Annotated in this window: 18 protein-coding genes; 9 read left to right on the forward strand and 9 right to left on the reverse strand. The window is 40.6% G+C overall.

What is annotated here, in order from left to right:
* Window positions 1-23: 23 nt before the first annotated feature.
* Entirely contained in the window at window positions 24-1,211 is a 1,188-nt protein-coding gene (locus H0184_RS06745; protein ID WP_221822840.1) for an acetyl-CoA C-acetyltransferase, read from the reverse strand.
* A 146-nt stretch (window positions 1,212-1,357) separates the two neighbouring features.
* On the opposite strand from H0184_RS06745, the gene H0184_RS06750 reads away from it, so the two are divergent.
* From H0184_RS06750 to H0184_RS06765, 4 genes are all read left to right on the forward strand, one after another.
* Window positions 1,358-2,263: a hydroxymethylglutaryl-CoA lyase gene (locus tag H0184_RS06750; RefSeq protein ID WP_221822841.1), complete on the forward strand. Its 906-nt coding sequence runs from the start codon at window positions 1,358-1,360 to the stop codon at window positions 2,261-2,263.
* Between the two features lie 76 nt (window positions 2,264-2,339).
* Entirely contained in the window at window positions 2,340-2,480 is a 141-nt protein-coding gene (locus H0184_RS06755; RefSeq protein WP_221822844.1) for a hypothetical protein, read from the forward strand.
* Window positions 2,481-2,634: 154 nt separating this feature from the next.
* Window positions 2,635-3,552, forward strand: a complete 918-nt coding sequence (locus H0184_RS06760) for an alpha/beta hydrolase (RefSeq protein WP_221822846.1) — start codon at window positions 2,635-2,637, stop codon at window positions 3,550-3,552.
* A 351-nt stretch (window positions 3,553-3,903) separates the two neighbouring features.
* Window positions 3,904-4,110 carry a CDGSH iron-sulfur domain-containing protein gene (locus H0184_RS06765; protein WP_221822848.1) on the forward strand — a complete coding sequence of 69 codons (207 nt, stop codon included), beginning with the start codon at window positions 3,904-3,906 and terminating at the stop codon, window positions 4,108-4,110.
* Window positions 4,111-4,169: 59 nt separating this feature from the next.
* Here H0184_RS06765 and H0184_RS06770 read toward each other — a convergent pair whose 3' ends face one another.
* Entirely contained in the window at window positions 4,170-4,505 is a 336-nt protein-coding gene (locus tag H0184_RS06770) for a YolD-like family protein (RefSeq protein WP_221822850.1), read from the reverse strand.
* Between the two features lie 214 nt (window positions 4,506-4,719).
* Window positions 4,720-5,979, reverse strand: a complete 1,260-nt coding sequence (locus H0184_RS06775) for a Y-family DNA polymerase (protein ID WP_221822852.1) — start codon at window positions 5,977-5,979, stop codon at window positions 4,720-4,722.
* Window positions 5,980-6,201: 222 nt separating this feature from the next.
* On the opposite strand from H0184_RS06775, the gene H0184_RS06780 reads away from it, so the two are divergent.
* Window positions 6,202-6,396, forward strand: a complete 195-nt coding sequence (locus H0184_RS06780) for a YqzH family protein (RefSeq protein ID WP_221822854.1) — start codon at window positions 6,202-6,204, stop codon at window positions 6,394-6,396.
* 27 nt (window positions 6,397-6,423) lie between these two features.
* On the opposite strand, the gene H0184_RS06785 is transcribed toward H0184_RS06780, so the two are convergent.
* A complete protein-coding gene (locus H0184_RS06785; protein ID WP_221822855.1) occupies window positions 6,424-7,221 on the reverse strand; it encodes an SDR family NAD(P)-dependent oxidoreductase in 798 nt (265 codons plus the stop codon).
* 9 nt (window positions 7,222-7,230) lie between these two features.
* Window positions 7,231-8,193, reverse strand: a complete 963-nt coding sequence (locus H0184_RS06790; RefSeq protein ID WP_221822857.1) for an MBL fold metallo-hydrolase — start codon at window positions 8,191-8,193, stop codon at window positions 7,231-7,233.
* 454 nt (window positions 8,194-8,647) lie between these two features.
* Between H0184_RS06790 and proC the strand changes: the two genes are divergently transcribed.
* From proC to namA, 3 genes are all read left to right on the forward strand, one after another.
* Window positions 8,648-9,493 carry a pyrroline-5-carboxylate reductase gene (gene proC / locus H0184_RS06795; RefSeq protein WP_221822859.1) on the forward strand — a complete coding sequence of 282 codons (846 nt, stop codon included), beginning with the start codon at window positions 8,648-8,650 and terminating at the stop codon, window positions 9,491-9,493.
* Window positions 9,494-9,616: 123 nt separating this feature from the next.
* Window positions 9,617-10,687 (forward strand): glycosyltransferase family 2 protein, encoded by a 1,071-nt coding sequence (locus H0184_RS06800; protein ID WP_260631471.1) that lies wholly within the window; start codon window positions 9,617-9,619, stop codon window positions 10,685-10,687.
* Window positions 10,688-10,868: 181 nt separating this feature from the next.
* Window positions 10,869-11,888 carry an NADPH dehydrogenase NamA gene (namA, locus tag H0184_RS06805; protein WP_221822862.1) on the forward strand — a complete coding sequence of 340 codons (1,020 nt, stop codon included), beginning with the start codon at window positions 10,869-10,871 and terminating at the stop codon, window positions 11,886-11,888.
* 785 nt (window positions 11,889-12,673) lie between these two features.
* On the opposite strand, the gene rnz is transcribed toward namA, so the two are convergent.
* Window positions 12,674-13,597: a ribonuclease Z gene (gene rnz / locus H0184_RS06810; protein ID WP_221822864.1), complete on the reverse strand. Its 924-nt coding sequence runs from the start codon at window positions 13,595-13,597 to the stop codon at window positions 12,674-12,676.
* Window positions 13,598-13,792: 195 nt separating this feature from the next.
* Between rnz and zwf the strand changes: the two genes are divergently transcribed.
* A complete protein-coding gene (zwf, locus tag H0184_RS06815; protein WP_221823111.1) occupies window positions 13,793-15,262 on the forward strand; it encodes a glucose-6-phosphate dehydrogenase in 1,470 nt (489 codons plus the stop codon).
* A 43-nt stretch (window positions 15,263-15,305) separates the two neighbouring features.
* Here the strand turns inward: zwf and H0184_RS06820 are convergent, their stop codons facing one another.
* The 3 genes from H0184_RS06820 to H0184_RS06830 all read right to left on the reverse strand — a co-directional run bounded on the left by H0184_RS06820 (window position 15,306) and on the right by H0184_RS06830 (window position 19,406).
* Window positions 15,306-16,586: a DNA polymerase IV gene (locus H0184_RS06820; protein ID WP_221822866.1), complete on the reverse strand. Its 1,281-nt coding sequence runs from the start codon at window positions 16,584-16,586 to the stop codon at window positions 15,306-15,308.
* Window positions 16,587-16,660: 74 nt separating this feature from the next.
* Window positions 16,661-17,782 carry a tripeptidase T gene (locus tag H0184_RS06825; RefSeq protein WP_221822868.1) on the reverse strand — a complete coding sequence of 374 codons (1,122 nt, stop codon included), beginning with the start codon at window positions 17,780-17,782 and terminating at the stop codon, window positions 16,661-16,663.
* Window positions 17,783-17,855: 73 nt separating this feature from the next.
* Entirely contained in the window at window positions 17,856-19,406 is a 1,551-nt protein-coding gene (locus H0184_RS06830; RefSeq protein ID WP_221822870.1) for an acyl-CoA carboxylase subunit beta, read from the reverse strand.
* Window positions 19,407-19,408 lie beyond the last annotated feature (2 nt).

Consider the following 19,408-nt stretch of genomic DNA (forward strand, 5'->3'; position numbering starts at 1 on the left):
TTTGATCTCCCCTCATTGTAGACTTACACAAGTTCAACCACTGTTGCTACACCTTGGCCTCCGCCAATACAAAGTGTTGCCAATCCTTTATGAGCATTTCTACGTTTCATTTCATGTATTAACGTCACTAAAACCCTGGCTCCACTCGCGCCGATTGGGTGACCGAGGGCAATAGCTCCGCCATTTACATTTAGGATTTCTTTATTAAAATGAAGTTCACGATCAACCGCCAGCGATTGAGCCGCAAAGGCTTCATTAGCTTCGATTAAATCAAATTCCTCTATTGAAAGAGATGTTTTTTCCAGGACCTTTCTTACTGCTGGTACCGGTCCAATTCCCATAATGCTTGGATCCACACCAGCGCTGGCATTTCCTCTAATCGTAACAATTGGTTTTATCCCTAATTCGTCTGCTTTTTTCCTGCTCATTACAACTACAGCCGCTGCTCCATCATTGATACCTGAAGCATTTCCAGCTGTAACGCTGCCATCTTTTTTAAAGGCAGGTCGCAATCCAGCAAGTTTTTCTACTGTACTCCCTTTTTTCGGGTATTCATCTGTATCAAAAATGATTGGCTGCCCTTTGCGTTGTGGAATAATAACAGGGACAATTTCATCTTTAAATTTACCGGCTTCAATTGCCTTTACTGCCTTTTCCTGACTCCAAGCAGCAAATTCGTCCTGTTCTTCTCTGGTTAAATTGTACTTTTCACATAAATTTTCTGCTGTTACACCCATATGATATCGATTAAAGGCACAATGAAGTCCATCTTCTAGTAAAGTATCAATTAACTTTTGATCGCCCATTTTAAAGCCTTCACGTGCATTTTTTAGAATATATGGTGCTTGACTCATATTTTCCATCCCGCCAGCAACAACAACATCCGCTTCTCCTGCTAAAATTGCCTGCGTCGCAAGGTGCACGGCTTTTAATCCAGATCCGCACAATTTATTTATCGTCATCGAGGAAACGCTTTCAGGAATTCCCGCAGCAATAGCAGCCTGTCTGGCAGGATTTTGACCAAGACCTGCTTGCAGAACATTCCCTAATATAACCTCGTCTACTAACTCTGGTTTCAGACCTGCTTGTTCAAGCGCTCCTTTGATAACAGTTGCGCCTAATTCTGGGGCTGATACATTTTTTAAGCTTCCATTAAAATTCCCTATTGCAGTACGGACTGCACTAACAATTACTACCTCTGTTGGACTCATTATCTTTCGCTCCTTTTTAGTCGTTTTACCTTTACTAATTCGAGTGCAAACTTAGAAAACCCTCTTATTTTGTCAAAATTTCTATTATTCTTGATTTTTAGATTTCAACGCCTCTACAATGAGAGTATGAAGGTTCGAGGGGGAAAATGATGTTTAATTTACCTAAAAGCGTAAGTATTATTGAGGTTGGTCCTCGTGATGGATTGCAAAATGAAAAGCTATTTGTTCCTACTGAAATTAAAAAGAAGTTTATTAAGGGGTTAAAAAATGCTGGTCTTCAGGAAATGGAGTTAACTTCATTTGTTTCACCTAAATGGGTACCACAAATGGGGGACGCAGCTGAAATTGTTGCTGATTGTCTTGATTTAAATGCCCGCGATATTGTTCTGGCACCTAATCGTAAAGGAATTGATCGTGTTTATATGTCTGAATGTAAAGCTGTTGCCTTCTTTGTTGGTGTTAGTAACACTTTTAATCAAAAAAATATTAATAAAACCACCGCTGATAGTATGGCCGAGCTTCAGCCGCTGATTGCCGAATTAAAAGACAAGAACTACTTTGTCCGAGCATGTATTTCTACAGCGTTTTATTGTCCTTATGAGGGAAAAATAGATGAAAATGATGCCATTAATCTTTGTACTGAGTTTGTTCAATCAGGGGTCGATGAGTTGAGTGTTGCAGATACAATTGGAATGGCAGCACCCCATGAAGCCTATTCTTTATTTTCTAAATTAAAGCAGGCATTTCCTGATATATTAATTACTGCACATTTCCATGATACTAGAAAGCTGGCGCTAGCGAATATCTTAGCGTCCCTCCAAGCAGGCATTGACAGGTTTGATACCTCCGCTGGCGGTTTAGGCGGCTGTCCTTTTGCTCCAGGTGCTGCAGGAAATGCCGCAACCGAGGATGTTGTATATATGCTTGAGCGAATGGGAATTTCCACTGGAGTGGATCTTAAGAAACTTGTAGATGCAATTGAAATTGTCCGGCCGCACCTATCAAGGCAGATTGAAAGCGGCTATTTCAAGCTCCATGCTCAAACAGTATAGTTATGCTCCCATGAATAAACAGTCTCCTATATAAGCACCTTATTAAGTGAAACCACTTGAAGGGAGTCTGAAGATAATGAGTCAAAAACGAGATAAAGGCAACAGCCAGCGAGGTAAAGATTACGCAGAATCTGCAGGTGGAGGGAAGCGGATGATTGCTGCAGAGGAACTAGAAAAAGCACTTCATCCAACAAAAAGGCAAAATGCAGAGCAATAAGAAATGCTTCAGCGCCTCTAGGCGCTGAAGCTGGACAAATAATTATATTTTTCATTAAGCCGCTAAATGGAGTTAGCGGCTTTTCTTATGTTAAAATAAAAGCCAACATAAATTACCAGAAAATGACTATAACAAACCTTTTGGAGGTGTACTTATGAGAAAGGCCTTGCGAGCTCTGTTAATTTCATTCTTGTTTACATTTTCTTTAGGTTTTTATTTTACAAATCGACTTATTTATATGAAGAAAAAGGATGAACAATTTATAGTACAGCGGGAAAAGGAAGCTGGAAGATTTAATCCAGAGCATTTTGAATCTCTTCCTAAGCGGGAGGTAATCATTGATTCTCCTTTTGGCTACCCTATTAAGGCGCTATTGGTAGAACCACACGAATCCAATCGTTATGTTATTATTTCTCATGGTGTAACGGAAACAAAAATAAATTCGATAAAGTATATGAATCTTTTCTTAGAGCGTGGATTTAATGCAATGATTTACGACCATCGCCGACACGGGGAATCTGGTGGAAAAACAACCAGCTTCGGTCATTATGAAAAATTTGATTTAAAGGCAGTTATTGATTGGTTGAAAAACGAGAAGGGACCTGCCCTTACGCTCGGTATTCATGGGGAATCAATGGGGGCAGCTACGATGCTTCTATACGCAGGGATGCTTGAGGATGGTGCTGATTTTTATATAGCAGACTGCCCGTTCTCTGACTTAAAAGAACAAGTATCTTATCAACTAAAAAAAGAATTTAAGAATGTATCAACATTATTAATTCCCATAGCTGATTTTATTTTACGCCTTCGTGAAAAATATTCAATTTGTCATGTCTCCCCCATATCAGTTATTGAAAATATTCAACATCCAATTCTTTTTATTCATAGTGAAAACGATGATTTTATTCTTCCAGCCATGACAAAGGAATTATATGAGAAAAAGCAAGGTCCGAAGATGCTTTACCTAGCTGCAAATGGCCGCCATGCACAGTCCTTTAATGAAAATCCAGAGGAATATCGAACTGTTATAGACAAATTTTTGCAAAAATATGTTGAGAAAGCTTCACATTAGTGATTATGGACATAAAACAGACTGCCCAAATGTTAAGCACCAAAGCTTATAATTAGGCGGAGAAATTCCGCTTAATTATTATTTAGTACTTAAAAATGCTTAAATAGACGGAGAGATTCCGCCTATTTGACCCGAAAAATTCGAAAATGGGGATTTTTCTTTGATTAAGCGGAAAACTTCCGCTTATCTACCCCGAAACGAACTCCATTTTGCATTTAACCGGAAAATATCCGCTTATTTTACTCTTGCTGGTTACTTGATTAAGGTACTAGAATTTATGTTAATTTGCGTTTTTCTCCTATTCGATATATTCTGAAAATATTACATGCATATTTAAAAGGAGTGGTAATAATGACAAAAGTACAAATTAAAGTAAACGATAATGGATCCCTGCGGATTACTGGTGAGGTAGAATTGCTAGACGGTGCAGGAAATGTCATGGAAACGAAGCCAGCCTTTTCTCTTTGCCGCTGCGGGCTTTCCAACAACAAACCTTTTTGTGATGGTTCACATAAAGGGAAATTTGACTCCCAAGTACGAGTTGAAAAAGAAGAGTAATTTCTTCTATAAAAGCCTCAAAAAGAGCGTATCCAAAAATTGGAGACGCTCTTTTTGGTTTAAACATCCGTTATCCTGATATCCGCAATGTCACCAATTGGAATACGGTGTACTTCATCAAAGTGATCAACAATATGAAGCCTCTGTGTCATTTCATCCCAATAGTGAATTTTTCCAATGACAAGTTCATAATTACGATTTCGATAATGTGTAACGGTAACGAATTGGTCGAATTCAATTGCTTCAGATAAGGTTGCATTCATAAGTTCAAGTTGCTGCTCATCTATTTCTTTTTTCACTTCATACTGATCTTCTTTTACCCAATCCCTCAGCATTTTAATATGCTCAGGAAGCATCATTGATACCCACTTGATTCTTCCGCGGTCGCGAATCATCCGACTCCCCTCCTATCTTATTTCTTATCCTTTGGCTTTGTTAAATATGTCTGTTGATTTACGCTCCAGGCACTTCGCTTTCCGCAGGCGTTGCGGTGAGCCTCCTCGGCGCTAGCGCCTGTGGGGTCTCACCTGCTCGTACTCCTGCAGGAGTCTTCGTGCCTTCCGCGAAAATCAACAGAGTGCAAATATCAACATTTAGCTTTAACAAAGCCTAACCTTTATGTCCTCCAACAAGCGTTGCCCGATGCTTGGCGGTTCCAGCTGCCGTATACGAAACAGCCCGTAACAAGGAAGCTGAACCAAAACGTCTGCGAACGGAATCCACCACATAGCCAAGCTCCCGGCGCTTATACGCCCCCATGTCAAAGAGATCGAGCTGAAACTCGTGATCATCGACAATGTTTCCGATACTAACCGCAATCTGCCTCACTGTTTTCCCTGTATAATGTTCGTGGAATAATTCAAGACAAACCCGATAAATGTCCATCGTTACATTTGTTGGCTGCTTGATGGTTCTTGAGCGATGAAAGCCGCCTCCGAGTTCATCTTGGCTATATCCAATGCTAAGGCTGATAGTCCTTCCTGCTTTGCGGCGAGACCTCGTTCTTCGGGCTACTTCTTCACATATTTCTAAAATTACATGCTTTATTTCTTCTTCCTCTTTATAATCCCTTAAAAGAATTTGGCTTTTGCCAAAGCTTATTTGCCCTTCAATTAGAGGTGCTCCCAAGTCTGAAAGATCTACTCCCCAGGCATGATGATAAAGCTGATTGCCCATGATTCCAAATTTCTTTTCCAGCGCTTCTAGATCATAGCGAGCCAGCTGACCAACCGTAAAAATGCCCATGCCATTCAGTGTTTTTTCAACACGCCTGCCGATTCCCCACATTTCTCTTAGCGGTGAAACCTTCCAAAGCTTGTTCTGAACATCCTCATACTTCCATTCGGCAACTCCATGCTTCTTTGCTTCAAGATCAAGGCATAGCTTCGACAGTAACATATTGGGGCCAATTCCGACCGCACAGGGAAGCTGGAACTCACGTTCAATATCATTCTTTATTTTTTGGGCAATGGTAAAGGCGTCCCCCCACAAATGAAGTGCCCCATCTACCTTGATAAAACTTTCATCAACGCTATACGTGTGGATGGCTTCCTTTGGTACATAACGATTAAATACGCGGGTAATTTCAGTAGAAATACGCAAATAAGTTGCCATTTTCGGCTCAACTACTCGAATGCGCGGATCATTAGGAATCTCAAATAGTCTGGAACCTGTTTTAATTCCAAATTCTTTCTTCAAACGTGGTGATGCGGCAAGCACAACACTTCCATTCCGTTCTTTGTTACCGGCCACAGCTAGATAGCAAGTCAAGGGATCAAGACCAAGCATGACAGCGGAACAGCTCGCATAGAAGCTCTTCATATCTACGCATAAAATTTGATTGTGCGGTAACGTGCTGTAATCAACCATGACTTTTCCTCCAAATCGAAAAGCACAGGGCGCCATCGGCTTATGACTCGAGCCAATGGCGCCCGGAGCTAGATAAATTAAATATCGAACATCCGTTCTTTACATTATATACATATCTTACGCGAATATACGTTCGTGTTCAATGGTAATTTTTTGACACGTTTCTTGGTTATGGTTATTTTTTTGGAGGAAAACGGTATAATTATGGAGAGGTGCTCGACCATGGAGAAGAAGTTAATTATTAAAATGATAAGAAATTGCTTTAAACAATATTATTCCGAGGCAGATTCACTGCCAATGAGCAGTAATGATTTAGAGGCGCTTGCGGATCGGATTATTCAAATAAAAATAGAAGAGCCCACAGTGGACTTATACGAGGCCGTGAATGATACTGTATACGAATTTTTAACAGGATGAAGCACAAAAAAACCGCAAAGCGCGGTTTTATTTTTTGTTAAATGCTTTTTTTCCAATGCGTTCAAACAGCCTTGGAAAGAGAACATAGACAACGCTTCCCATATTCATCCAGCGCGGCAGATTAATTTCTCTTGTTTTCGTAAGCATACTGTCAACGACTTTACGAGCAACATAATCGGGCTGGAGCATAAATCTTTTAACATTGTTAACATACGTTCCTTTTTCATCAGCGATGTTAAAAAAGTTCGTTGCAATCGGTCCTGGATTCACAGATGTTACCAGAACATTATAATCACTTAGCTCCATCCTTAGTGAATTGGTGTAACCGAGGACAGCATGCTTGGTAGCCGAATACACACTTGATTTTGGCGTAGCGATTTTGCCCGCCTGAGACGCGATGTTAATAATATGGCCGGAACGGCGTTCACGCATTTTTGGCAGTACCATACTGGTACAGGCCATCAGCCCGATGACATTGACATCGAACATCCCTTTAATTTCATCCATTGTTGCTGCATGAGCTTCACGAAAAACACCGAAACCGGCGTTATTGACCAGGATATCTACTTCACCGATTTCCGAAAAAACAGCTGTAAAAACTTCCTTCACTTTTTCCGTATTAGAGACATCTAATTGATAGACCTCTACCCTTACTTGATGCTTTTGCTGTAACTCTGTTTGCAGCTGCTTCAACTTTTCTATACTTCTTGCGATTAGGACAAGGTTGGCACCACTTGCTGCACAAAGCTTGGCGATTTCAGCACCTATCCCTCCGGATGCACCGGTAATGACAATATTCTTACCCTTAAGTTGTTCCCTAACCATACTCACACCTCATCTAGCTTGATAAAGGACTGGTTGATGATCCTCACTACTACTAATCTCGCCGATTGAGGCTAAATAGTCAAGCTGCCCCACGGTTTCCGATAAAGTTAGTATCAATTCTCGCTTATAAGCTGAGGGAAAAAGCCGCTTGCAAAGTTCAAATACAGTCTGCTGCTCCTCTTTTAGCCAATTATTAACCTTCATTGCCCGTTCATGTTGGTGAACCAGCCTTTTTTCAATTAACTCTTTTAATTGGTAAACTTCCTCGCCATGACCTGTGTAAACGAATTGAATCGGATAAGATAACAGCTTTTTCATGGAATGATTATGCTGCAGCTGCGGCTTCGGCCTCTCTATTTCACCTGGTGCCGGCATCTCAAGAAATGGATTAGGAGAGATTTGTGCCAGTATCAAATCCCCTCCGATAAGTATCCCATCTCTTTCTCGAAATAAAGCGATTTGACTCTGTGCATGACCTGGTGTTTCAATGACCCTCCATTCACTTAACCCAGGCGGGACCATTCCTTCAACCAGTTCTCCTGTCAATGAGATGTTACAGGAATACTTGAACGACTCTCGTAACATTGAGTCAGTTGGAAGATATTCTTTGGGTAACCCGAATTCAAGAAATAATTTATGAAAAAAATCCTCTTGCTCTTGAAAAAAAGCCTCGGTTGGTTTAATCCATCGTTCATTCAGATGATGACCATATACTTCTATGCTCTCAGACATAAAATCAAGCATTCCAACATGGTCAGCATGGTGATGCGTAATAATCACCTGCTCAATATCATTTGGAGTTAAATTTAATTCAGCCAGCTGCGCCTTGAAAGCATTCCATGACGCCTTCGTTTTAATGCCCGCATCAACAAGCGTCAACACCTCTCCATTAATTAAATAAGCATTAACATCTCCGACCGCAAAAGGAGTCGGCATCGTTAATTTCGCAATCCCATCTTTCCATTCCGCCATTTTCAAAAACTCCTATCGTTATATGTAAATAGAATGTGAACATTTATTGACAATTATATATAAAGTAAGTGTACCGATTTCTATGCCGATTGTCATTTTTGGTGCATAACAAATTTAAAAATTCAGAAATTTTTCCCTTGACAGGCAGACTGATTATCTTGCATAATCACTATAAAATTTGATTCGTAAATTGCAATGACTAAGACTAGTAAATGAAGAATGGCGAAAGAGAGTGAAGTCCATCGGCTGAAAGGCTTCACAGCCCACTTTATCATTGAATCCTACCTTACGAGCAGTTAGGAAAACCTAACGTAATCCGGCGTTAACGGAGTCGAGTGAACCCTGACATGAAATAAGTTTGGGTAAATGAAGGTGGTACCACGGAAGCTAGACCTTTCGTCCTTTTTGGATGAGGGGTCTTTTTGTTTATAAAGAATAATAGGAGGCAATATTCATGAAAAAAATCGTATTTATCGGTGCCGGATCAATGGCTGAAGCATTCATTTCAGGGATTCTTGAAAATAGTTTGATTGATAGAAAAAACGTATGGGTTACAAATAATTCAAATGCAGAACGGCTGAAGAGGATAAATGATAGGTACGGAGTTCGCACCACCTACGATTTAAAGGAATTGTTTGAAGGAGCTGAAATTGTCGTATTATCGATGAAACCAAAGGATGCGGCAGCGGCCATTCAAGATATACGTGAATATTTAACACAAGAAATGCTGGTAGTTTCTGTGTTAGCGGGTGTGTCCATGAGTACTATCGAGACATTAGCGAGATTACCAATTGCGGTTGTTAGAGCAATGCCGAATACATCGGCAGCAGTTGGTAAATCTGCCACTGCTGTTGCTGTAAATGAACGAGTTACTTCTGAGCAAATTGAATTAATGAAGGATTTATTTGGAACCGTCGGCTTGACTACTTTCGTAGAAGAAGAGCAGCTTGATGCTGTTACAGGACTCTCCGGCAGCGGACCAGCGTATATTTATTACCTGATTGAAGCTATGGAAAAAAGCGCCGTTGAGGTTGGACTCGATAAGGATATGGCGAGCGAATTAATCGTGCAAACATTAATTGGCGCCGCAGAGATGGTGAAAAATTCCACTAAATCATCTGAACAGTTACGTAGAGATGTAACAAGCCCAGGCGGTACAACAGAGGCTGGAGTTAAAGTGCTTGAAGATCATCAAGTACAGCAGGCGTTCATTTCTTGTATTAAGGCTGCAACGGCTCAATCGAAAAAAATGGGAGCGGCATTGCGTGAACAGCTGGAAGTGACTGAACCAACTTCCTAATTTGTTTCTATTGATTTAAACTAGGGTTAAAAGAGACTAGGAAGTGTGTAAAAGATGCTAACGGTATTATTCTCATTGGGAATCCTGGTCTGGACTGTTTTCCTTATAGATGGGGTTATAGGTTTGCGGAAAATAGAAGCTTTAGAGGCTGAGGATTGCTTAGAAAATGGACCTTTGTTATCCGTCATTGTAGCGGCACGCAATGAAGAAGGGGAAATAAAAGCTAGCATCCTCAGCCAATTAGAGCAAACGTATAAAAACGTTGAGTGGATCCTCGTTAATGACCGGTCAACAGATTCCACAGGGTATTTGATGGAGGAGCTGCAACAAGAGGATTCGCGCATCTCTGTGGTTCATATAGAGGAATTGCCTGAAGGCTGGCTTGGAAAAAATAACGCTTTATATAGGGGATATCTTCAGGCATCTGGAAAATGGCTGTTGTTTACCGATGCTGATGTGAAATTTGAAAAAGAGGCATTTGCAAAGGCATTAAGATATTTTGAACGCCACAAGCTGGACCATTTAACTGCCGCACCTAACTTAAGCGCTAAGAAATTTTGGTTAAAAACATTTGTAGCTTTTTTCTTATTTGGATTTTCCTATTTTAAACGGCCTTGGGCTGCTAACAACCCAAAGTCAAGAATCGGGACTGGAATTGGCGCTTTTAATCTGGTTTCAAAGGCATCGTATAAGGCGTTCGGAACACACGAGAAGGTAAAACTGAGGCCGGATGACGACCTGCAGCTTGGAATGAGAATGAAACAAGCAGGCTATCGTCAAAGGATTGTTACGGCTCTTAAGCTGATTGAAGTAGAATGGTACGGAAGTTTGAAAGAAGCATTTGTCGGTCTTGAAAAAAATACATTTGCCGGATTACAGTACCGGGTAAGTATGGTGCTATTTGCGATATTTGGTGTATTTGTTACGAATGTCCTTCCGTTCATTACCCTATTTTCACCTGATAAAATACTTGCATTTTTGAGCTTAGGCATTATTTTGTTAAGTGGAATTCATTATGTATTGGTAATCAAAAAAATGACGATATTCTCTCCTGCTATGTTTTTTGTATTACCTGTAACAGCTCTGTTGTTTATCTATTGTATTATTCGGGCCAGTCTATTAACCTTTAAACGCGGCGGAATCATGTGGAGGGGTACCATATATAAATTAAGCGAGTTAAGGGAGAAGGAGTAAGGCACTATTTTTATAAAATGAGATTTCGTTTGTTATACTAGAGTGGACTTTAGTATAGTGACCGAGTAGTATGGTTTGGGTCACTCTAGGTTGTCTTGAGTGACCCAAATCTCTTTATAGACCATTTTTCAGTCACTCTACCCAAGGCTGTACATATAAAACTATCAATAGGAGGCTTACAATGTCTACGAAATTATTTTCCCCTTTTACAATTAAGGATGTTACATTGAAAAATCGAATTGTAATGGCGCCGATGTGCATGTATTCAAGTCATAACGAAGACGGGCACATTCAAAACTGGCATCGTACCCATTATACTAGCAGAGCAGTTGGACAAGTCGGGCTTATTATTGTTGAAGCAACTGCAGTAACGAAGCAAGGCAGGATTTCAGCTAGGGATTTAGGAATATGGAGTGATGACCACATTGAAGGCTTCGCAGAACTCGTTAGCTTAATGAAGGAGCATGGTGCTAAAACAGGTATCCAGCTTGCACACGCAGGGAGAAAGGCAGACCTAGAAGGTGAAATCATCGCCCCTTCGGCCTTAGCTTTTAATGAGAAAATGAAAACGCCAAAAGAAATGACAAAAGAGGATATTAAAGAAACCATTGAGGCTTTTAAAAAAGGTGCAGAACGGGCAGCAAAAGCTGGTTTTGATGTAATTGAAATACATGCTGCACATGGTTATTTAATTAATGAATTCCTCTCTCCGTTATCAAATAAAAGAAGTGATGAATACGGTGGTTCATCCGAAAATCGCTATCGCTTGCTTCGTGAAGTAATTGAAGGTATCAAAAGTGTTTGGGATGGAGTACTATTTGTACGGGTTTCAGCTCATGAATATCATGAAGAGGGATTAACACCGCTGGATTATGTATTTTTCAGCCAATGGATGAAGGAACAAGGCGTAGATTTAATTGATACAAGCTCTGGAGGAGTTGTACCAGCACAGATTAATGTCTATCCCGGCTATCAAGTCCCTTACTCAGAAACCATTAGAAATGGTGCTGAAATTCCCACAGGAGCAGTAGGATTAATTACAACTGGTATCCAAGCCGAGGAAATTCTTCAAAATGAGCGTGCCGATTTAGTGTTTTTAGCTCGGGAATTATTACGGGACCCATACTGGCCAAGAACGGCAGCCAAGGAACTGGGTGTCATCATAGAAGGGCCAAAACAATATGAACGAGGTTGGAATTAACAAGTAAGACGGCCAAGGCCGTCAGATTGTCGGGAAAGGTATCTTTCTCGGCAATTTTTATTTTTTTGCCTGCCCAAAGGCCTGTTAATTTCCGCTCCAGGTGCTTCGCTTTCCGCGGGCGTGCCGGGGAGCCTCCTCAGCGCTTAAGCGCCTGCGGGGTCTCCCCAGCCCCGTACTCCCGCAGGAGTCTTCGCACCTTCCACTCCAATCAACAGGGAGAATTAACCTGGATATTGCCACACACTTTTTCAAACCTGGCTAAGTGCGTGGCAAACTTTTTCATGTTTTGGATGCATCGGTAAGTAACACTTGCTCACCAATAAAAGAAAAATTAATATACTAGTCCCACCTTTCTTAACAGGTGATCGTGAGGCACTAAATCATCAATAAATACAAATTCCGCTTCATTTTGTATCTCTTTTTTAGGCTTATACATTTAATCCACCGGCCTATTAATATAAATAATATTATGCTAAATCAACGCGGTGAATTGTTAAAGTTATTGAAAAATAAAGGCTCTTTTCTAAAAGATTGATGCAAAGAGTGGATTGGAGCGAAAGGTGCTTGACTCCTGCGGGATGTAGAGGAAAAGTCGAGACCCCACAGACGCGCAGCGTCGAGGAGGCTCGACTTCCTCCCCGCGGAAAGCAAGCACCTGTAGCGGAAAGGAACGGTCCATTTGTATACAAAAAACAACATTCTATACAAAAAGAGCCAAAATAAAAGACTGTCGAGAGTTTCTCGACAGCCTGACGGCCAAGGTCGTCTTTATTTATTATATAAGCTTATTTACTAGGTATATTTATTTCTTTAAAGTCTTCGGCTATTTCGGTATTAGGGAATATCTCCTGTGCTTCCTTAACTAACTCAAGCCAGGCTTGCCGGTCGTAACGCGAGCTAATATGAGTCAAGCAGAGCTGCTTACTTCCTGATATCCTTGCTATCTCTGCAGCCTGATTGGTGGTTGAGTGAAAATAATCATAGGCCAGCTTCTCTTCTCCTTTTGAAAAGGTTGCTTCATGGATTAATAAATCCGCATCCTGAGCTAAGGAAATAGCATTCTCGCAGTATCTGGTATCTCCTAGAATTGTGATAATCCGTCCCTTTTGATCTGGACCAAGAAACTCTGCTGGAGCGATAACTCTCCCATCCTCAAGCGTAACACTTTCACCTTCTTTAATTTTCCGGAAAAGCGGTCCAGGCTTTACACCAGCCTCTACAAGCTTATCCGCTAAAAGCGTCCCTGGCCTGTCCTTCTCAATAATCCGATACCCGTATGAAGGAATTCCATGTTCTAATAGTTGTGCTTTTACAATAAACTGTTCATCTTCAAAAATAACGCCTTCATCAATTTCAACAACCTTTAAGGGGTATTTCAAGTAGGTTTGGCTGACCGAAAGACTTATCGTAATATACTCTTGCAGTCCTTTTGGCCCGTAAACAGTCACCTCCGATTCTCCACCTTGAAATGAACGGCTCGCTAATAGCCCAGGAAGCCCATAGATATGGTCACCGTGAAGATGTGTGATGAAAACTTTTTCGATTCTACGCGGTTTAATAGATGTATGTAAAATTTGATGCTGAGTTGCTTCACCTGCATCAAATAACCAAATCGCCCCCCGTTCTTCAAGTAATTTTAAGGCGATTGAAGTAACGTTGCGAAGCTTAGCTGGAATACCCGCTCCTGTTCCTAAAAAAAATATATCCAAACTGGCTCCTCCTTTTCCGAATAATTTTATAAATAATATAGCATATTGCTTGCACAATTGCCCTATGTGCGTTTATTCTCTTTTAAAGGACTAGATTTGGATACATGCTTCAGAGGTTTTTTGCAAAATCTAAATTGAATACATATAAAGAGAGGTATTATCGTGGAACAATCTAAAAATATGACTTCATTAATTATGATTTTTGGTGCAACGGGAGACCTAGCCGTTCGGAAGCTTTTTCCGTCACTTTACCGATTGTTTCAAAAAGGGAAGTTAGACAAATTTGCAGTCATTGGTGTAGCAAGGAGACCCTTAACTACAGAAGAGTTTCAGAATTCTGTAAAGGACTCTGTCATAACGGCTCTAGGGAAAAAGGAAAAAATCGACGAGTTTATCTCTCATTTCTATTATCAGTCACATGATGTATCAGATTCTAACTCATACCAAAACCTAAAAAATTTAGCACAGCAAATTGATGATCAATATGAATTAGAAGGAAATCGGATTTTCTATCTAGCTATGGCTCCTGAATTTTTTGGTCCTATCGCCCTCCATTTAAAATCGGATGGATTGACGGATGTAAAAGGATACAAACGACTTGTAATTGAAAAACCATTCGGACATGATCTCGAATCCGCAAAATTGTTAAACAATCAAATTCGCGGGGCCTTTTCAGAAAGCGAAGTTTACAGGATTGATCACTACTTAGGCAAAGAAATGGTTCGGAACATAGAAGTTATTCGTTTTGCCAATGCCATTTTTGAACCATTATGGAATAATCGCTATATCTCCAATATTCAAATTACCTCAAGTGAGGTGCTTGGAGTAGAAGAACGCGGCCGTTATTATGAAACAAGCGGGGCTCTTCGGGATATGGTTCAAAACCATATGATGCAAATGGTGGCACTTCTTGCAATGGAGCCTCCGATTAAATTGACAACCGATGAAGTACGTTCTGAGAAGGTACGAGTATTTCGTTCACTAAGAATGATCAAAGGGGATAAGATAAATAAATATTTTGTCAGGGGACAATATGGTGCAGGTATGATAGAGGATCAACAGGTCCCTGAATACCGGGCAGAACCAATGGTGGACAAGGAGTCGAATACAGAAACATTTGTGGCCGGAAAGATTATGATCGATAATTTCCGCTGGGCGGGTGTACCTTTTTACATTCGAACTGGAAAGAGAATGACAACAAAGTCCACGAAGATTGTTGTTCAATTTAAAGACATTCCGATGAATCTTTATTATCAGCCGGAAAAATTGTTGAACCCGAACCTGCTTGTCATTCATATTCAGCCTGAGGAAGGAATCACCCTTCATCTCAACGCTAAAAAGGCTGGGGGCCATCTCGATGCTCAAGAAGTTAAATTGAGTTTTGCTAACACAGGGATTCATGCGATGAACACACCTGAAGGATATGAAAAGCTTCTATATGATTGCATGCGCGGCGACGCAACTAATTTTACTCACTGGGATGAAGTTGCTTATTCTTGGGCATTTGTTGATAATATCTCTGAAGTATGGGAAAAAACGAAAGCAGTAGACTATCCAAATTATGAATCTGGTTCAATGGGACCGAAAGCTGCCGATGAACTGTTAGAAAAAGACGGATTTTTCTGGTGGCCTGTAACAGATTTAGATGTAGATATCTGTAAATAATACAAAAAGCTCCGCATTTGTTTATTAAACAATGGCGGAGCTTTTATTCTTCTTCTTGCTGTTTTTGTGGAAAGGTTCGAAGAAAGTCTTTATTAAAACTTGTTCCCGTTCCCACGTTATGAGCATGATCGATATTTCTATTACCAGCATTTTCAATGATATTCTTCCCATATTTGTCCCGTAGAGTGGAAAGGGTTTTAAGCAAGGGCTCTTTTTTTGCATCTTTTTCAAATGAAAATAAATCAAGCTGTTTATAGGCTGAATTCTGCTCTACTAAATCGTAGCCTGTAATGCCTAATAGTCGGACAGAATTCCCGTTCCAATGCTTAAGAAAAATCTGCTTCGAAAGTGAAGCTATATCTTCTTTCTGTTGAATGGGGTTGGAAAGTTTCTTACTGCGGGTAATGGTTTTCCGATCTTTAAAACGGATGGTGATGCCCAGCGTTGTGGCTAGGACATTTTTCCGCTTTAATCTTACCGAAACTGTATCTGCCAAAGCTTCCAAAACCCGGTACAATTCTTGTTGATTGCTCGTATCCTTTGGCAGCGTTGTGGAATTTCCAATACTCTTAAATTCAGAAACAGATTCAGGGTCTACCACCCTATTATCAATTCCATTTGCCCTCTCCTTTATGCGGATACCATTAATGCCAAGCAGAGACTTTAGCTGTATCTCATTGCCTGCAGCTAATTCTCCAATGGTATGAATGCCAATTGTTGTTAGCTTTTCAGCTGTCTTTTTGCCAACACCATGCATTTCACTGGTGTTTAACGGCCACAGAACGGAGGGAACATCACGCTTTCGCAGTATCGTTATTCCCATCGGTTTTTTCATATCAGAGGCTGTCTTTGCTAAAAATTTATTGGGAGCAATCCCGATACTGCATGGCAGATCAAGCTGCTCGAGAACCCTTTTTTGGATACTTTGGGCGATTTCTATTGGACTCCCTAGTTCATAGGAATCGGTAATATCCATAAACCCTTCATCAATTGATACAGGTTCCACGAGCTCTGTATAATTCCTGAGAATCTCAAACATGGCAATTGATGCAGTCCGGTAGCGGTCAAAATTAGGTTTTCTGATGATTAACTGGGGACAGAGTTTCTTCGCTTCCCACAACGGCATGGTTGTCTTGACTCCGAATTTTCTAGCTTCATAGCTGCAGGTAATAATAATCCCCCTGCGCTCCTCCACGTTTCCGGCAATAGCAACAGGCTTCCCCTTCAATTCTGAATCATACGCCATCTCCACTGAGGCGTAGAAGCTATTCATATCAACATGCAGTATGACTCTTCCCTTTTTCGGATACATTTCCTTCTTCATGGCACTTCTCCTAGAAAAATGGTACCTCTAGTATAACAAAAGGAGAACCAAATGGCTCTCCGTCTAGGTATCACTTATTGATTTGAAACCTCTTCAATAATTGCAATCGTCATTTCTGCAAGCTTGTTAAGTTCTTCAATCGGCATGCGTTCATTTGTAGTATGAATATCTTCATAACCTACTGCTAGGTTTACAGTTGGAATATTGAAGCCCGCAATGACGTTGGCATCACTTCCGCCCCCGCTATGCTGTAATTCACAGCTGCGGCCAATTTTTTCCGCAGCTTTACGTGCGAGTTCAACTACCAAGTCACCTTCACCAAACTTAAAGCCTGGGTACATTACCTGGATATCCACTTCTGCTCTTCCACCCATTTCTGCAGCAACAGTTTCAAATGCTTCTTTCATTTTAGCAGCTTGTGCTTCCATTTTTTCAGCAATAAGTGAACGAGCTTCTGCTAAAATATCAACACGGTCGCAAACGATATTCGTTTGTGTTCCGCCTTCGAAGCGGCCGATGTTTGCTGTAGTTTCTGAGTCGATTCTGCCTAATGGCATTCTCGAAATTGATTTTGCTGCAATCGTGATTGCTGAAACCCCTTTTTCCGGAGCCACACCTGCATGAGCCGTTTTACCATATATAACCGCTTTTATCTTGGCTTGAGTAGGAGCTGCAACTACGATATTACCCACTGCCCCATCACTGTCCAATGCGTAGCCATACTTTGCTTTCAGTAAGGACGAATCAAGTGCTTTAGCTCCTACAAGTCCAGATTCTTCGCCAACTGTGATAACAAATTGGATTTGCCCATGGGGAATATTCTGCTCTTTTAAGACACGTATCGTTTCTAGCATAACTGCTAAGCCTGTTTTATCATCAGCACCTAAAATGGTTGTTCCATCTGTTACAACATAACCGTCTTTAATAGATGGTTTAACACCTCTTCCTGGAACGACTGTATCCATATGAGAAGTAAAGTAAATAGGATCTACGCCGTCTTTAGTGGCAGCAAGGGTACAAATTAAATTCCCTGCCCCATGTCCTGTAACGGCCATTGTATCGTCTTCAAATACATCAAGACCTAAATCTGTAAACTTCTGTTTTAAAACTTTCGCAATTTCTGCTTCATATTTTGTTTCAGAGTCGATTTGTACAAGCTCTAAAAATTCATTCAAAAGACGTTCATGATTAATCATCAGAATAACCCTCCGTTTTATGTACTCACTACTAGAGTATACTCCTTCATAATCCTGTCATCAAATGAAAGCATTAAAGCGGGATATTACCATGTTTTTTGAACGGTCTCGATTCTTTTTTATTGCGAAGCATTTCTAATGCTTGGATAATTTTTATTCTTGTTTCACGCGGGTCAATGACATCATCAACCATCCCTCTGCTGGCAGCTACATATGGATTAGCAAACTTTTCTCGATATTCTTCTATCTTTTGCTGTCTTACTTGTTCAGGATTCTCACTATTTTGTATTTCTTTAGCAAAAATAATATTGGCAGCACCCTGAGGACCCATTACAGCAATTTCAGCATTTGGCCAAGCAAAGACTAAGTCTGCACCGATAGACTTGCTATTAAGCGCTACGTATGCCCCTCCGTATGCTTTTCTTGTAATCACTGTCAGTTTTGGTACTGTCGCTTCTGAATAAGCATATAGAATCTTAGCTCCATGGCGAATAATGCCTCCATGCTCCTGTTTAACTCCTGGAAAGAACCCTGTTACATCTTCAAATGTAATAATCGGAATATTAAACGAATCACAAGTACGAATGAATCTTGCTGCCTTATCGGAAGAATCAATATCAAGTCCACCCGCCATTACTTTGGGCTGGTTACATACTAATCCGACAGTTTCACCTTTAATCCTCGCAAAACCAACGACGATGTTTTTCGCAAAGTTTTTCTGTATTTCCATAAAAGAGTCTGCATCCGCAACTTGTTCAATTACCTTTCGGACATCATATGGACGGATAGCATCAAAAGGAATAACGTCTGTTAAGTCTGGCCGATAATCATTTTCCTCATCAACTTCTAGTCTTGGAGGTTTTTCTTCATTATTTTGCGGCAGATAGCTTAGCAGTCTACGAACCTCTTCTAAAACCTCCTGCTCAGATGCTGATTCAAAATGAGCATTTCCACTAATGCTATTATGAACATGGGCACCTCCAAGGTCCTCAGCAGAAATTTTCTCACCGGTCACGGTTTCAATTACTTTTGGACCAGTTATAAACATTTGACTGGTTTTTTCAACCATGAAAACGAAATCGGTAATGGCAGGTGAATAAACTGCTCCACCGGCACAAGGTCCCATAATAACCGATATCTGCGGGATAACCCCAGAATAGATTGCATTCCGATAAAAGATGTGCCCGTATCCATCGAGTGAGACAACACCTTCTTGGATTCGGGCACCGCCAGAATCATTTAATCCCACAAATGGTGTACCGTTTTTAGCAGCTAAATCCATTACATTTGCAATCTTTTTGGCATGCATTTCCCCTAATGCACCGCCAAATACGGTAAAGTCTTGGGAAAATAAGTAGATTGGCCTGCCATTTACTTTTCCATAACCGGTAACAACACCATCTCCAGGTCCTTTCTGTTCATCAAGACCAAAATCATTTGTCCTGTGCTCTATAAATGGGCTCAATTCTACAAATGTTCCTTTATCAACTAAAAGGTCAATTCTTTCTCTTGCCGTAAGTTTTCCTTTTTCATGCTGTTTTTCAATTCTTTCATCCCCGCCTCCCAGTTCTACTTCGCGGCGCTTATCATATAATTCATTTATTTTTTCATAGATGTCTATCATTT

Origin of the sequence: Neobacillus niacini, from assembly GCF_019749295.1 — a bacterium.
In the GTDB taxonomy this organism is placed as follows: Bacteria; Bacillota; Bacilli; order Bacillales; family Cytobacillaceae; genus Neobacillus; species Neobacillus niacini_D.